General features: G+C 66.2%; 11 protein-coding genes. 3 read left to right on the forward strand and 8 right to left on the reverse strand.

Annotation, left to right across the window (positions count from 1 at the left end; all coding sequences use genetic code 11):
* Positions 1-9 precede the first annotated feature (9 nt).
* Positions 10-336 carry an FtsB family cell division protein gene (locus tag AC59GX_RS05070; RefSeq protein WP_055878455.1) on the forward strand — a complete coding sequence of 109 codons (327 nt, stop codon included), beginning with the start codon at positions 10-12 and terminating at the stop codon, positions 334-336.
* Positions 337-477: 141 nt separating this feature from the next.
* On the opposite strand, the gene AC59GX_RS05075 is transcribed toward AC59GX_RS05070, so the two are convergent.
* Complete coding sequence (locus AC59GX_RS05075; RefSeq protein ID WP_426280827.1) at positions 478-1,302, reverse strand: alpha/beta fold hydrolase; 825 nt, start codon at positions 1,300-1,302, stop codon at positions 478-480.
* Between the two features lie 125 nt (positions 1,303-1,427).
* On the opposite strand from AC59GX_RS05075, the gene AC59GX_RS05080 reads away from it, so the two are divergent.
* Entirely contained in the window at positions 1,428-3,167 is a 1,740-nt protein-coding gene (locus AC59GX_RS05080; RefSeq protein WP_426280825.1) for a DUF885 domain-containing protein, read from the forward strand.
* Between the two features lie 352 nt (positions 3,168-3,519).
* Here the strand turns inward: AC59GX_RS05080 and AC59GX_RS05085 are convergent, their stop codons facing one another.
* Complete coding sequence (locus AC59GX_RS05085) at positions 3,520-4,914, reverse strand: MFS transporter (protein ID WP_426280824.1); 1,395 nt, start codon at positions 4,912-4,914, stop codon at positions 3,520-3,522.
* Positions 4,915-5,063: 149 nt separating this feature from the next.
* On the opposite strand from AC59GX_RS05085, the gene AC59GX_RS05090 reads away from it, so the two are divergent.
* Positions 5,064-7,175: a prolyl oligopeptidase family serine peptidase gene (locus AC59GX_RS05090; RefSeq protein WP_426280823.1), complete on the forward strand. Its 2,112-nt coding sequence runs from the start codon at positions 5,064-5,066 to the stop codon at positions 7,173-7,175.
* A gap of 142 nt (positions 7,176-7,317) precedes the next feature.
* Here the strand turns inward: AC59GX_RS05090 and AC59GX_RS05095 are convergent, their stop codons facing one another.
* The 6 genes from AC59GX_RS05095 to AC59GX_RS05120 form a co-directional block, all read right to left on the reverse strand.
* A complete protein-coding gene (locus tag AC59GX_RS05095) occupies positions 7,318-7,869 on the reverse strand; it encodes a glycine zipper 2TM domain-containing protein (RefSeq protein ID WP_426280822.1) in 552 nt (183 codons plus the stop codon).
* A gap of 77 nt (positions 7,870-7,946) precedes the next feature.
* Positions 7,947-8,243, reverse strand: coding sequence for a hypothetical protein (locus tag AC59GX_RS05100; protein ID WP_056062329.1), 297 nt, complete (start codon positions 8,241-8,243; stop codon positions 7,947-7,949).
* 129 nt (positions 8,244-8,372) lie between these two features.
* On the reverse strand, positions 8,373-8,666 hold the full coding sequence (locus AC59GX_RS05105; RefSeq protein WP_426280821.1) for a DUF1330 domain-containing protein: 294 nt from the start codon (positions 8,664-8,666) through the stop codon (positions 8,373-8,375).
* Between the two features lie 51 nt (positions 8,667-8,717).
* On the reverse strand, positions 8,718-10,640 hold the full coding sequence (locus tag AC59GX_RS05110; protein WP_497301152.1) for an alpha-L-fucosidase: 1,923 nt from the start codon (positions 10,638-10,640) through the stop codon (positions 8,718-8,720).
* Positions 10,641-10,658: 18 nt separating this feature from the next.
* Positions 10,659-12,956, reverse strand: coding sequence for a GH92 family glycosyl hydrolase (locus AC59GX_RS05115; protein ID WP_497301154.1), 2,298 nt, complete (start codon positions 12,954-12,956; stop codon positions 10,659-10,661).
* Entirely contained in the window at positions 12,953-14,383 is a 1,431-nt protein-coding gene (locus tag AC59GX_RS05120) for a glycoside hydrolase family 125 protein (RefSeq protein WP_426281105.1), read from the reverse strand. Before AC59GX_RS05120 ends, AC59GX_RS05115 begins: the two co-directional genes overlap by 4 nt.
* Positions 14,384-14,385: the final 2 nt, after the last annotated feature.

Genomic DNA, 14,385 nt, shown 5'->3' on the forward strand with positions numbered 1-14,385 from the left:
GAGGACGACATGGCACGCGTGACGACGAAGACCAGCAAGTTGCGGAAGACGATGCGCAAGGCCGCGTGGCCGGCGCTGGGGCTGACGCTGATGGCGTTCTTCGGCGCGTATGCCGTGCTCGGGCCGAACGGGATGTTCGCGTATGGCGACTATAAGCGCCAGTTGGCGAAGCGTGAGCAGGACTATGCCGCGCTCGATCGCAAGCGCGAGGTGCTGAAGAACCGGGTGGCGTTGCTGAACCCGGATCATGCGAACCCGGATATGGTCGACGAGATGGTCCGTAAGGAACTGAACGTCGCGCATCCGGACGAGGTTATCGTCCCGCTGGGGAACTGATCTTCTGCTCCCCTCCCTGAAAGGGAGGGGCTGGGGGTGGGTTGGCTGGCTTGAGCCGCCACCGATCGAACACGCGGAAGCCGACCCACCCCCGACCCCTCCCTTTCAGGGAGGGGCAAGAAGTGGGGTCGGCTTCAGGGTTTACCGACCCAGGAACGTCAGCAGGTCGTTGGTGAAGCGATCGCTGTCGGTGATCGTCAGGCCGTGCGGGGCGCCGTCATATTCGACCAGTTGCGAGTCCGCGATGCCCTTGGCGGCGGCGCGGCCGGTCGCGTCGATCGGCACGGTCTTGTCGCTTGTCCCGTGGACGACCAGCGTCGGTACGCGGAAAGCCGCCAGATCCTGACGGAAGTCGGTGTGGCCGAACGCCTTGGCGCACTCCAGTGTCGGGTGAAGGCCCGCCTGCATCGCGAGGCTCCAGACCCAGTCGACGACCTCGTCGCTGACCGGCGAGGTGATGAACCCGACGCCGAGGAATTGCTGGAGGAAGGTCTTGAAGAACGCCGGGCGGTCGTCCTCGATACCCGCGCCGATGCTGGCGAGCGTCTCTTCGGGAACGCCGTCGGGATTGTCATCGGTCTTGAGCATGTACGGCACGACCGACGAGATCAGCCCGGCGGCGACCACGCCCTTGCCCTCGTAGCGGCTCATGTAGCGCGCGATCTCGCCGCCACCCATCGAGAAGCCGACGATCGTCGCGTCGGTGTTCGCGCCGGTGGCTTCCATCACGTCGGCCAGATCGTCGGTCAGCGTGTCGTAATTATAGCCGGTCCAGGGCTGGCCCGAGCGACCGAACCCGCGGCGGTCATACGCGATCGCGCGGAAGCCGGCGTTGGCGAGCGCCATCGCCTGCGCGTCCCAGCTGTCGGCGTTGAGCGGCCAGCCGTGCGTCAGGATCACCGGGCGACCCGTGCCCCAGTCCTTGACGTAAATGTCTGTACCGTCGCGGGTTTTTACGTAGGGCATGCAAGTCTCCGGTCTGTCTTTGCAGATGCACGTTCAACGGCTCATCGCGCGCGCCGTTCCGCACGCTGGCGTACCAAGACTTCGACTGGCAGCATGGCGCCAGACGAATCGGAATCGGAGACAGGATGCGGATCGGACTTTTGACGACGGCGCTCGGCGCAGTCCTCGCCTTGAGCGCGTGCGGCCCCGCGCAGACGACCGCGAACACGCAGGCTCCTGCCGCGCCGACCACCGCTGCGACGGGCGACTGGGCGGGGTTCCGCGATGGCTTCATCGACGGCTGGTTCAACATCGATCCGGCCAATGCGGTCTATCAGGGCAAGCACGAATATGACGGCGGCTTGGGCGACTGGAGCGCGGCGGGGCTGAAGCGGCAGGCGGACTTCCTGCATGGCGCGATCGACAAGGCGGGGGCGTTCAAGGATCTGAAGCCCGCCGAGGCGTTCGAGCGCGACTATCTGGTGCAGGTCGCCAAGGGGAAGCTGTTTTGGCTGGAGGATGCCGACCAGCCGCATCAAAATCCGGCTTGGTATGTGAGCGCGGGGCTCGATCCGAACACGTATATCGCGCGCAATTATGCCGATGCGCCGACGCGGATGAAGGCGCTGACCGCGTTCCTGCAGAAGATCCCGGCGGCGGCGGGGAACATCAAGGCGAACCTCAAGACGCCGATGCCGTTGAGCTACGTCAATTACGGGACGGCGGCGTTCAACGGCTTTGCCGACTATTATGCGGGCGACGCGGTGAAGGCGTTTGCCGGCGTGAAGGACGCGGCGGCGCAGAAGCAGCTCACCGATGCGGCGCAGGCGGCGTCGAAGGCGATGCGCGATCTGGGAACGTGGACAGGAGGCCAGCGCGCGACGGCGACGCAGGATTTTGCGCTGGGGGCGGACAAGTTTTCGCGGATGGTGGCGATGACCGAGGGCGTCGATACGCCGCTCGACCAGCTCGAGGCGGCGGGTGTCGCCGACCTGAAGCGCAACCAGGCGGCGCTGGCGCAGGCGTGCGGGGTGTTCGCCAAGGGGCAGACGATCCTCGCGTGCATGGACAAGATGAACGCGAACAAGCCGGTCGGCGGGCCGGTGGCGGAGGCGCGGCGCCAGATTCCGATTTTGCGGAAATTCGTCGTGGATCACGACCTGCTGACGATCCCGGGGACGGAGCAGGCGCTGGTCGAGGAGTCGCCGCCGTATAACAGGCAGAACTCGGCGTATATCGATCCGCCGGGGCCGTTCGATAAGGGTGTGCCGTCGATCTACTACATCTCGCCGCCCGACCCGAGCTGGACCAAGGCGGTGCAGGACGCGTTCGTACCGGGCAGGAACGACCTGCTGTTCACGTCGGTGCACGAGGTGATGCCGGGGCATTTCGTCCAGTTCCTGCATGCAAACCGCTCGCCGTCGCTCTTCGGGCGATTGTTCGTGGGGTATGCGTTTGCCGAGGGGTGGGCGCATTATGCGGAGGAGATGATGTGGGAAGCGGGGCTCAACAACGGCGATCCCGAGACGCATGTCGGGCAAATTTCGAACGCGTTGTTGCGCGATTGCCGGTATCTTTCGGCGATCCGCATGCATGCGAAGGGGATGACGCAGGAGCAGTCGTTCCGGATGTTCGTCGACGAGTGTTACCAGGACGAGGGGAACGCCAAGCAGCAGGCGGCGCGGGGGACGTATGATCCGGCGTATCTGAATTATACGATGGGTAAGTTGATGATCCGGAAGCTGCGGGCGGACTGGACGGCGACGCGGGGTGGCAGGAAGGCTTGGAAGGCGTTTCATGACGAGTTCTTGAGTTTTGGGGGGCCGCCGATCCCTTTGGTTCGGAAGGCGATGATGGGGAAGGCTAAGGCGACGGCGGCGTTTTGATTTGGGAGGATCGCGATCGTTCTCCCATCCACCCCGGCGAAGGCCGGGGCCCAATTGGGGAGCGTCGCTAACGAAGCGCAGTCCTCCGTTACGCCGACCTTTCCAATTGGGCCCCGGCCTCCGCCGGGGTGGTATCCCTTGGGTGAGATTGTTGGGTCCTCCCAAAAGCATGTGTCCCCGCGAAGGCGGGGACCCAGACTGGGCACCCGCCTTCGCGGGTGAACATTCTTCTTCTTCTCGTGCTCCCTCTCCCCCTTCCGGGGAGAGGGCTGGGGTGAGGGGGAGCCAAGCAGTGCAGCGTTTGGGGCAGCCCCTCACCCCGACCCTCTCCCCGGAGGGGAGAGGGAGTAGGTCACCTTGCTTGGGAGGCCGGTTGGACGTCTTGGGTTTCTTCGGTCGGTGGGTTGCGGATCGAGGGGCGGAGGCGGCTTAGGCTGCATAGGCCTGCTACCAGCGCGAGGCCGGCAGCTACGAGCGGCGGGGTCATGCCGGCGCCTACGCCCATCGCCAGGAGGGCCGCGACCAGGGTGGCGCCGGTGGTCTGGCCTACCAGGCGGACCGTGGAGACGAGGCCGCCTGCTGCTGCGGCGCGTTCGCGGGGGGCGGAGCCGATGATGAGGCGCGCGTTCGGCGCCATGAACATCCCGAAGCCCGAGCCGCACAACGCCATCCGCCATGCGATATCGAAATAGCCGGGGTCTGCGGGCATGTACGCGATCAGCAGCAGCGCGCAGATCGACACCCCCATGCCGATCCCGCCGAGCAGTCCGGCCGGGTAGCGATCGGACAACCAGCCGGAGAGCGGCGCGACGAACATGTTGGCGAGCGGCCATGGTGCGATCGCCGCGCCGACTTCCGCCGCGCTAAAACCGTAGGCGTGCGTCAGGCGGAACGGGGTCGAGAGCAGCAGCGTCATCTGCGCGATGAACGCGGTGTAGGCACCGATCGCCGACAGCGCGAGCACCGGTCGCGCGAGCAGGTCGATCGGCAGGATCGGCTTGGTCTCGCCCTGTTCGCGCTTTACGAAGAACCAGCCGATTACCACGCCGGTCAGGACGATCGCGGCGGAGACGATCGGGCTGTCGCCGTGGACCGCGCTTTCCGCGCCGCCGATGACGAGCCCGATCATCGCTGCGCACATTACTGCGCCGAGCACGTCGAAGGGTTCGTCGTGTTTCCGCGGTTCGGGTAGCGCGCGTCCGAGTAGGAGCGACGCGATCGCGAACGGTACGGCGCTGGCGAACACCCAGGGCCAGGGGGCGATGGCGAGGACTAGACCGCCGATCGTCGGGGCGAGTGCTGCCGAACTCGAGACGACGACCGAGTTGATGCCGAGCCCGCGTCCGAGTTGCTTTGTCGGATAGATCGAGCGAATCAGCGCCGACGAGACGCTTAGCGCCGCTGCGGCACCCAAGGCTTGCGCGGCGCGGACGACTAGCAGGAACGGGAGGCTCTTAGCGAAGAAGCAGAGCAACGTCGCGACCGTGAACAGCAGTTGGCCGTATTGGTACATCCGCTTCAGGCCGATCCGGTCGCCGAGCCCGGAGAAGGGGAGCAGCGCCATCGCGAGGATCAGCTGGTACACCGTGACTACGGTCACCACCGCGCTGCTGCCGACGTTCAGATCGCGCGCGATCGTCGGGAGCGCGACGGTGGCGATGCCGCCGTCGATGATCGTGAGCGCCGTGCCCGCCGAGATCGCGGCGATGGCGACGAAGCGGCGGGGCTTGGGCAGGCCGTCCTGCATTTTCTTGAACTCGCTTCGTTACCCCGGATCCTTCAACTTTCCTCAGGAGAGCCTTGTTCCGGGGACCACCGTGCCGCACAATCGACAGGATTTGTTATGCGGATCGGTGGACCCCGGAACAAGCCCGGGGTGACGGTAGGGAGTTGTATATGCGTGGTATCTTGTTTGCGACGGCGGCGACACTGCTTGCGGGGACTGCAGCCATTGCCCAAGTCGCACCGATGACCACAACGAACACCGCCGCCGATCCGTATGTCTGGCTCGAGGACAAGGATGGCGCAAAGCCGCTGGCCTGGGTCGAGGTCGAGAATGCGAAGACCCTTCCGCGGCTCCAGAACGATCCGCGCTACAAGACCTTCTACGCAGAGGCGCTGGCGATCGCGTCGGCGAAGGATCGCATTCCGATGCCGAACCAGATGTTCGGGCGGATCTATAATTTCTGGCGCGATGCCGAGCATCCGCATGGGCTTTGGCGCTGGACGAGTGCCGCCGATTACGCGAGCGCGACGCCGAAATGGACCACCGCGCTCGACCTCGATGCGTTGGGCAAGGCCGAGGGCAAGCAGTGGGTCTGGAAAGGGTCTACCTGCCTCCAGCCCGAGGAGCGGCTGTGCCTGGTCGCGCTGTCTGAGGGCGGCGAGGATGCGGTGACGTACCGCGAGTTCGACCTGTCGACCGGTGCGTTCGTCGAGGGCGGCTTCATGCTGCCGAAGTCGAAGCAGGATGCGAGCTGGGTCGACAAGGATACGCTGCTGGTCGCGCGCGACTGGGGCGCGGGGACGACGACGCAGTCGGGCTATGCGTTCGTGTTGAAGCAGGTGAAGCGCGGCCAGCCGCTGACCGCCGCGACCGAGGTGTATCGCGGCGCGGCGACCGACCAGGGGCCGACCGGCGCGGACGTGCTGACCGACGAGAGGGGCAACCGGCTGGTGGTGATCCAGCGGCGGAAGACGTTCTTCGGTGCGGACAAGCTGGTGTGGACGCCGACGGGTACGCGGCCGCTCGCGCTGCCCGATCGCACGTTTCCGGCGGGGATGATCGACGGACAGGTGATCTTCTCAACCAGTGACCCATGGGGCAAGATCCCGGAGGGGGCGGTTGCCTCCGCGCCGCTTGCCGAGGTGGAGAAGGGGACGATCAACCCGACGATCGTGTTCGCACCGGGGCCGCGCCAGTCGGTCGACGGGATGGCGTTGACCAAGTCGAAGCTTTTGCTGGTGGTGTCGGACAACGTCCGTGGTCGTGCGTCGGTCTATACGCATGGCGCGAATGGCTGGATTGCCAAGCCGATCGTGCTGCCGGACAATGCCTCGATCGACGTCGCGAGCACGACGGATCGTAGCGACGACGCGTATCTGACGTCGACCGGGTTCCTGACGCCGACCTCGCTCTATTCGCTGGATGCCGCGACGGGGGCTGCGCCGAAGCCCATCAAGACTCTGCCGGCGAAGTTCGATGCGTCGAACGATGTGGTCGAGCAGTTCGAGGCGACGTCCACCGACGGGACGAAGGTGCCGTATTTCGTGGTCCACAAGAAGGGCATCACGCTCGACGGGACCACGCCGACGATCATGACCGCATATGGCGGTTTCCAGGTGTCGATGACGCCGAGCTATTCGGGAAGCACGGGCAAGCTTTGGCTGGAGCGGGGCGGTTCGTATGTGCTCGCCAACATCCGTGGCGGCGGCGAGTTCGGGCCCAAGTGGCATGATGCCGGGCGGAAGACCAAGCGGCAGGTGATCTACGACGACTTTGCGGCTGTGGCGAAGGACCTGTTCGCGCGGAAACTGACGAGCCCGGCCAAGCTCGGCATTTATGGCGGGTCGAATGGCGGTTTGCTGATGGGCGTCGAGTTCAACCAGCATCCCGATTTGTGGAAGGCTGTGACGATCCAGGTGCCGTTGCTCGACATGATCCGGTACGAAGGGATCGCGGCTGGGGCGTCGTGGGTCGACGAATATGGCTCGGTGAGCGTGCCAGAGGAGAAGGCGTTTCTCGAGACGATCTCGCCGTATCAGAACATCAAGAAGGGCGTGGCGTATCCGGAGCCGTATATCTGGACGACGACCAAGGACGACCGGGTCGGGCCGCAGCATGCGCGCAAGTTCGCGGCGCGGCTGAAGGAATATGGGCTGCCGTATTTGTATTATGAGGATACGGCGGGTGGCCATTCGGGTGATGCGGATATCGAGCAGGGGGCTCGGTTGCAGGCGTTGCAGATGACGTATTTTACGCAGAAGCTGGTCGGGGTGGCGAAGTAAAACCTGTGATCCTCCCCCGCCAAGGGGGAGGTGGCAGGCATCGCCTGACGGAGGGGGAGGAAGGGGAAACCTCGGTTCCGTGTCCTCCCCCTCCGTCACCTTCGGCGACACCTCCCCCTGGCGGGGGAGGATCGACCGTCGATCAGCGGCAGCGGACCTGGCTGTTGCTCTGCTCCACTGCACGCCCGGCCAAGCCACCGGCTGCTGCACCGAGCAGCGAGCCGACGATCCGCGAACGGCCACCGTCGATCACGTTGCCGAGGATGCCGCCGCCCGCCGCGCCGATGATCAGCCCGGTCGTGCCGTCGTTGCGCTTGCAGTAATATTTGCCGTCCTGGCCGGCATAGACGCGGTCGTTGGTCGCCAGCGTGCGCTCCTGGTAGTTCGGGCCTGCGCGGTAATAGCGCGAGGGGTCGTAATTGCCCTCGTCGCGCTCGTCCGGATACGCTTCCTGATAGCCGCCACTGCGATCCGGTGCGGTGCGATAGCCACCCTGTGGCGCATAGCCGCCACGGTTGCCGCGTACCGACTGGTAGCGATCGAATTCCGTGCGGAAGATCTGCAATTCGCTGTCGAGCCGTGCCTGGGCGGCGGCAAAGCGCGCATCGTCGGCCTGCGATTGCGCTAGCGCCGGCGTTGCAACGGAAAGGCAGGTAGCGGCGATCAGTGCAGCCGTACCGAGAAAACGCTTCATGATCCGGATCCTTCTAAAAGGTCACAACGAGAGTGGGCGGCAGCATCGCGCCACCGCCCCCTCGATTTCAAGTCGTATCAGCGGCAGATCTGCACGCGGCGGTTGTGGCGCCATTCGGTGCGGCAGCGGCGGTTGTTGTTCCAGTTGCGACGATCATGATCGCGGCCACGATAGCGGCGGTCGTCGTGACGATCGCCGCGATGGTCGTTGTGGCGATAATCGCGGCGGTCGCCGCGGTCGCCACGGTGGTCGCCGCGATGATCGTTGTCGCGATACTGCTGGCTGTACCCGCGCTGTGCCTCTGCGGGAGCGGCGGCACCGAGGCCGAGTGTCGCGAAGGCCAACCCGGCAGCGATGAGATGCGTAAACTTCATGAGATGTCCTCTCGAACCCGACAATCGGGATGCGCCGTTGATACGGCTATCGAGAGACATCGTTCCTGAACGGGGTTGTTGGCTGGCGTACAGGTTGGACGCGCCAGCCGGGGATCGGTTAGCCCTATGTTAGCCGGGGAGCCCCTCGATCACGAACACGCGGTAGTCGGCGCCCTTGAGACGGTGCTGCAACGCGTCCTGATAGGCCGGGCTGTCATACCAGGCGTGCGCCTCGGCCATGTCCGGGAATTCGAGGATCACGGCGCCCTCGACAGCCTGACCTTCGAGCGTCTCGACGGCACCGTAGAACGCCAGTGGCTTCAGCGTGCGGCCTTCGCGGGCCAGCGGTGCTTTTGCCTGGTACTGCTTCATCTCTTCGGCATCGGTGACTTCGTTGCGCACGAATACGACATAGGCGGTCATCTAGATTCTCCTTCTGCGGCGGCAGGGTGGCAGCGAATATACCTATGCCCGTCAATATGCGCCTGGTTTCGGCCTGAACGCGCCGAGGCCCGCGATCGCCAGCCGTTGTGCGGGGATCGCGGTCTCGGCGAACGAGAATCGCAGGTAGCGCGCGGTGGTCGGTCGGGCGAAGGCGATACGCTGGGCGGCGAGCGCGTAGGCGATGTTGGGGAGCTCGCCCTTGGCGATATCCTGCCAGGTCCTGCCGTCGGTGCTTGCCTCGACCTTGTAGCCCTTGGGCGGGGCGGTGTTCGCCATCACCGCGCGCGACGGGATCAGGACGAAGCCGGCGAGCGTCTCGGTCGCGGCGAGGTCGATCGTGACCGAAGCGGGCGTCCCGGGCGCAGGCGCGGGCAGGGTCCAGGCGGTCGCGCTGTCGTCGTCGAGCAGCGCCTTGGCACCCGGCGCGGTCGCGGTGACGATCGACCAGCGACTGGTGACGACGGTGGTGGTGTCGGTGTTCCGGACCGGGGCGACGGGAGCGGGCGCGACCTGGCGGAACAGCGCGACTTCGCTGATCGCGGGGCAGGCGGTGCCTTCGAGGATGCGCAGGCGGAGGCGGCGGGGGGCGATCGGCGTGTCCAGGCGGACGATGCGTTGCGGGCCGATGCCCGAATGCTCGGCGAGTTTTTCCCATCGCCCGTTGATCTCCGCATCAATAGCGAAGCGGGTGACGCGAATGCCGAGTGGGAGATACTCGCGGAGGCGGATGAGGTCGAACGATCGGCCCGGCGGGAGGTCCAGCGTCAGTGTCGGCGTGATGATCGCGTCGGGCGTCGACCAATAGGTGTCGCGGTTGCCGTCTAGCACCGTGCTGGCCGCATAGGTCTTCCCGCGGACGTGGCTGGCCGATGCGACCGCGGTCTTGGCGAGATCGGTGGCGAAGGTCGCGGCCTGCGCCTTGCCGAACGACTTCAGCGTCTCGACGTCGATGTCGGCGAGGCGACCGCGGCGGTCGGGCGGCAGGTTGAGGTTGAGGTTGGTGCCGCGACCGACCGATTCGTCGTGCAGCTTGATCAGGCGCGCGGGTGTCTTGACCTTCGAATCCTCGTCGGCGTGGTAGAACCAGCCGGGCCGGATCGAGACGTCGGTCTCGGCGGGCCACCAAAGGGGCGCACCGCGCACGCCCGAATTGCCCTCGGACTGGACATAGGGATGGTTCGGCATGGTCGGCCAGCACGGATCGCCGGCGACGCCGTCCTCGTTCCCGACCCAGCGCAGGTCCGCGCCGAGCGGGTCGAAGGTGCAGGCCATCGGCTGATGCTCGTGAACCAGCGCGACGATCGACGGCCAGTTATAGTATTTCGGCGCGTCGATCTTCCGCGTGTCGCGCGCGCCGCCGTAATAGCCGTCGCCGCCGTTCGCGCCGTCGAACCAGAATTCGAACAGCGTGCCGTAACGCGTGCAGAGCTCGACGACCTGCTTGCGGAAATACTCGACATAGGCCGGGCGGCCATATTCGGCGTGATTGCGATCCCAGGGCGAGAGATACAGGCCGAAATCGAGCCCGGCACGGCGCGTGGCGCGCTCCATCTCGCCGACGATGTCGCCCTTGCCGTCCTTGTAGGGGCTGTTGCGGATGCAGTGTTCGGTCAGCATCGTTGGCCACAAACAGAAACCGTCATGATGCTTGGCGGTCAGGATGATGCCGCGCATGCCGCCTGCCTTAGCCGCGGCGACGATCTGGTCTGGCGAGAAATCGGTCGGGTCGAAGAGCTTCGGATCCTCGTCGCCATAGCCCCATTCGCGATCGGTGAAGGTGTTGATCGAGAAATGAACGAACGCGTATTGCTCGCGCGCGTGCCAAGCGAGTTGGCGCTTCGAGGGCGTCGCACCCCAAGGCTTCGGCGCGGTGTCACGACCGGCACCGATCGCAGGCGTGGCGGTGGCGGCTAGACCCGAGGCGAGCAGCAGGCGGCGAGAAACTTCGGTCATCATCGTCTCCGGGAGGTATCAGGCAGCGGGCTGGCCGAACGAGGGCGGTCGGTCGGCGAGCTTCGCGCCGAATGCAGGGTTCGGCGTGGCGGACATGGTGAAGCGGAGCGTGCCGCCGGCCGCGAGATCGGCATGCGATATCCAGCTCTTGGTCCACGGCTTGCCGTTCCACTGGACCGCCGCGACGTAGGGCGTGTCGGCGCGGTTGCCGGGGGCGTCGACGACCAGCTTGCGACCCTTGCCGACGCGGACCTCGGCGTGGGTGAACAGCGGCGAGCCGAACACGTACACCGCCGCGACCGGATCGACCGGGTAGAAGCCGAGCGCGGACATCACGAACCACGCGCTCATCTGGCCGCAATCGTCGTTGCCGATGATCCCGTCCGGCGCGTTGCGGTACATCGTGTCGAGTAGCTTGCGGACCAGCGCCTGCGTCTTCCACGGCTGCCCGACATAGGCGTAGAGATAGGGCACGTGCTGGTCGGGCTCGTTGCCGTGCGCATATTGGCCGAGCAGCCCGGAGATGTCGGGCGGCGCGTCTTTGGGCATGGCCGACGGAGCGGCGAAGAGCGCATCGAGCCTGGCGGCGAACTTCGCGTCGCCGCCGAAATGCGCGATCTGGCCGTAGAGGTCGTGCTGGTTCAGGAACGTCGTCTGCCAGCCATTCGCTTCGGTGAAATCGCGATAGCGCTTGGTGTGGCCGAGCTGGATCGGGTCGTAGGGCGTCAGCCAGTTGCCGTCGGCGAGCTTGGGCCGCGCGAGGCCGATCGTGGGATCGAGCACGTTGCGGTAGTTGCGGCTGCGGAGGCGCAGGCGATCGGCGTCTTCCTTCGCGCCGGCTTTCCGCGCGAGCGTCGCCATTGCCCAGTCGTCATAGGCATATTCCTGCGTTCGGCTGACCGACTCGTCGACCGTGTCCGCGGGCAAATAACCGCGCTCGATATACGTGCCCCGCCCGCGGCTGTTGATGAGATCTGGCGCGGCGGGATCGAACGCGCGGGTTCGGATCGCGGGCCATGCGGCGGCATAGTCGGCGTCGATGCCCTTTGCCGCGGCCTCGGCCATGATCGCGACCGAGTGCCAGCCGATCATCGTGCCGGTCTCGACTCCCTGGAGCGGCCAGCACGGCGGGCCGTACGCGCTTTGCTGCGTCTGGCGAATCAGGTCGCGGACCAGCGACTTCGCGCGATCGGGTGCGACCAGCGTCAGCAGCGGGTGGAGCGTGCGATACGTGTCCCAGGTCGAATAGGTGCTGTACGCCTGCTCGCCGGCGGGGACGCTGTGGACCTCGCGATCGAGCCCGACATAGCGGCCGTCGACATCGGAGAAGAGCGTCGGCGCGATCATCGCGTGGTAGAGCGCGGTGGTCATGATGACACGCGCATCCTCGGTGCCGCCCTCGACCTTCACGACCTTCAGCGTGTCCGCCCAGTTCCGGATCGCCTGGCGTCGCGCGACGTCGAACTCGCGGAAATAGGATGCGGCGAGGTTGGTGCGCGCGCCGGCCATGTCGACCGCGGAGACGGCGGTGCGAACGACGATCGGTGCGGCACCCGCATTGTCGTAGTGGAGCACCGCGCGGACGCGGTCGGCGGTGACGATCGCGCCGTTGACGCTCTGCGTGTCGGCGTAGAGCGTGATCCGGTCGGGCTTTGGCGACACGTGCATCGCGAAATGGATGCGGCGGCCCTTCGCCCAGCGGAACGTGCGGCGGCTGCCGGTGAGCGTGCCGTCGGTGTCGAGCTCGATCCGGCTCTCGTCGATCAGCGGACCTTCGCCGGGGCGGCTGTCGCGGTAGTTGCCGAGATCGACGAGGAGGTGGCCGGGGCCGGCGGGGAAGTGATGACGCTGCCACCCGACGCGAGTCTCGGCGGTCAGTTCTGAGCGGACGCCGTTGCCGAGCGTGACGGCGTAATAGCCGGGCTCCGTGATCTCCTGCGTGTAAGTCTGGCGATAGCCTTCGCCGGGCTTGTCGGGTGCGCCGGGCAGCAGCTTGACCACGCCGCGACTGGGGACGACCAGCACGTCCATCAGGTCGGCGATGCCGGTGCCCGACAGATGCGTGTGCGAGAAGCCCATCATGGTGGGGTCGCCGTGATGGTAGCCCGAGCAGTTGGCCCATTTCTCGGTATCGGTGTCGGGGCTGACCTGAACCATTCCGAACGGCATCGTCGCGCCGGGATAGGTATGGCCGTCGCCGCCGGTGCCGATCCAGAGGTTGGGCGCTGCTTTTGGAGATCGTGCAATGGCGGGGATCGCGCCGGTGATCGCCAGCGCACCGCTGGAGCCGAGCAGGGCGCGTCGTGTGATCTTCATAGGGCGCTCGCCAATAGTGCGGGGCGGGTGTTCGCAAGCTGAACGATCAGTTCGCCGAACAGCCCGTTGGCCCAGGCGAACCAGGAGCGGGTGAACTTGGCGGGATCGTCCTTGTCGAACGCCTCGTGGGTGAAGCCGGTGTCGGCGTCGGTGTCGCGCAGCATCCGCAGGCACGCGCGGACAGTCGAGTCGTCTGCGCCCGCCAGCGCACGGACGATCAGCGACATCGGCCAGATCTGGCCGAGCCCGACATGCGGTCCGCCGATGCCCTCGGCCTTGGTGCCCTTGAAGAAATAGGGGTTGGCGTCGCTCCAGGCTGCATCGGCCGTGCGGCGCCAGAGCGGATCGGTGGCGGGGACGCAGCCCATATAGGCGAGCGCGGAGAGCGACGGCACGTTGGCGTCGTCCATGAAGACCGCGTTGCCGAAGCCGTCGACTTCGAAAGCCCAGACCTCGTTGCCGTCGCGCAGGCGCATCCGGCCGTGCGCGACGAGGGCCGCCTCGACTTCGTTCGCCAGCGCGGTCGCGTCGGCGGCGAGCGCGGTGTCCTGACGCGCTTCGTTCGCGACGACCGCGAGTTCGCGCAGGGTGGCGACCGCGAAGAGGTTGGACGGGATCAGATACGGGTAGACGCAGGAATCGTCCGAGGGGCGGAAGCCGCACTGGATCAGGCCGTTGGGCTTGGCGGGATTGCCCCAGCCTTCGAGCGCCATCGTCTCGGTGTTGCGGTTCGAGGATCGCAGGAAGCTGTAGGGGCCGCGATCGTCCTTGCGCTGTTGCTCGCGGTAGGTGCGGATGCTCGCGCGGGCGGCCTCGGCCCAAATTGCGTCGAACGGCGTCGCGTCGCGCGTCGCCTGCCAATAGCCGTAAGCGAGGCGCATCGGATAGCAGAGCGAGTCGATCTCCCATTTGCGCTCCGCGACGCCGGGTTTCATCTCGGTCTGGTCCTTCAGCGCCCAACTCAGGTCGGTCTTCGCGGTGGGGCTTTCCATGAACGCATTGGCGTAGGGGTCGATCAGGATCGAGCGCGACTGGCGTGCGATGAGCCCGCGGAAGAGCGTGCGCAGGGCAGGGTCTTCGCGGACGAGATGAAGGTACGGGCGAAGCTGCGCTGAGCTATCGCGGAGCCACAGGCAGGGGATGTCGCCGGTGATGACGAACGCGTCTGGGGCGCCGCCTATGGTCGACATGCGGACGGTGGTGTCGAGCGTGTTCGGATAGCAGTTGCCGAACATCCAGCGGAGCTTCGGGTCGCCGATCCGGGCGGAGACGCGCGCGATCTCGCGTTCGACCGAGCGGCTGGTGAAGTTGCGGTCAGCGAGCGCGGGGCGCTTGCTTGGGAGCGAGGGGCGGGCGGCGAAGGCGGGCGTGCCCACGAGCGCGAGGCCACCGACCACACCGCCGGCCATCACGGTGCGGCGGTCCATGC

This window comes from Sphingomonas sp. 320_CC, assembly GCF_059691795.1.

Coding starts and splice junctions, on each gene's coding strand:
- AC59GX_RS05080 (WP_426280825.1), top strand. CDS start 1,428: ATGCGGATCGGACTTTTGACGACGGCGCTCGGCGCAGTCCTCGCCTTG.
- AC59GX_RS05085 (WP_426280824.1), bottom strand. CDS start 4,914: ATGCAGGACGGCCTGCCCAAGCCCCGCCGCTTCGTCGCCATCGCCGCG.
- AC59GX_RS05070 (WP_055878455.1), top strand. CDS start 10: ATGGCACGCGTGACGACGAAGACCAGCAAGTTGCGGAAGACGATGCGC.
- AC59GX_RS05075 (WP_426280827.1), bottom strand. CDS start 1,302: ATGCCCTACGTAAAAACCCGCGACGGTACAGACATTTACGTCAAGGAC.
- AC59GX_RS05095 (WP_426280822.1), bottom strand. CDS start 7,869: ATGAAGCGTTTTCTCGGTACGGCTGCACTGATCGCCGCTACCTGCCTT.
- AC59GX_RS05120 (WP_426281105.1), bottom strand. CDS start 14,383: ATGGACCGCCGCACCGTGATGGCCGGCGGTGTGGTCGGTGGCCTCGCG.
- AC59GX_RS05115 (WP_497301154.1), bottom strand. CDS start 12,956: ATGAAGATCACACGACGCGCCCTGCTCGGCTCCAGCGGTGCGCTGGCG.
- AC59GX_RS05090 (WP_426280823.1), top strand. CDS start 5,064: ATGCGTGGTATCTTGTTTGCGACGGCGGCGACACTGCTTGCGGGGACT.
- AC59GX_RS05110 (WP_497301152.1), bottom strand. CDS start 10,640: ATGACCGAAGTTTCTCGCCGCCTGCTGCTCGCCTCGGGTCTAGCCGCC.
- AC59GX_RS05100 (WP_056062329.1), bottom strand. CDS start 8,243: ATGAAGTTTACGCATCTCATCGCTGCCGGGTTGGCCTTCGCGACACTC.
- AC59GX_RS05105 (WP_426280821.1), bottom strand. CDS start 8,666: ATGACCGCCTATGTCGTATTCGTGCGCAACGAAGTCACCGATGCCGAA.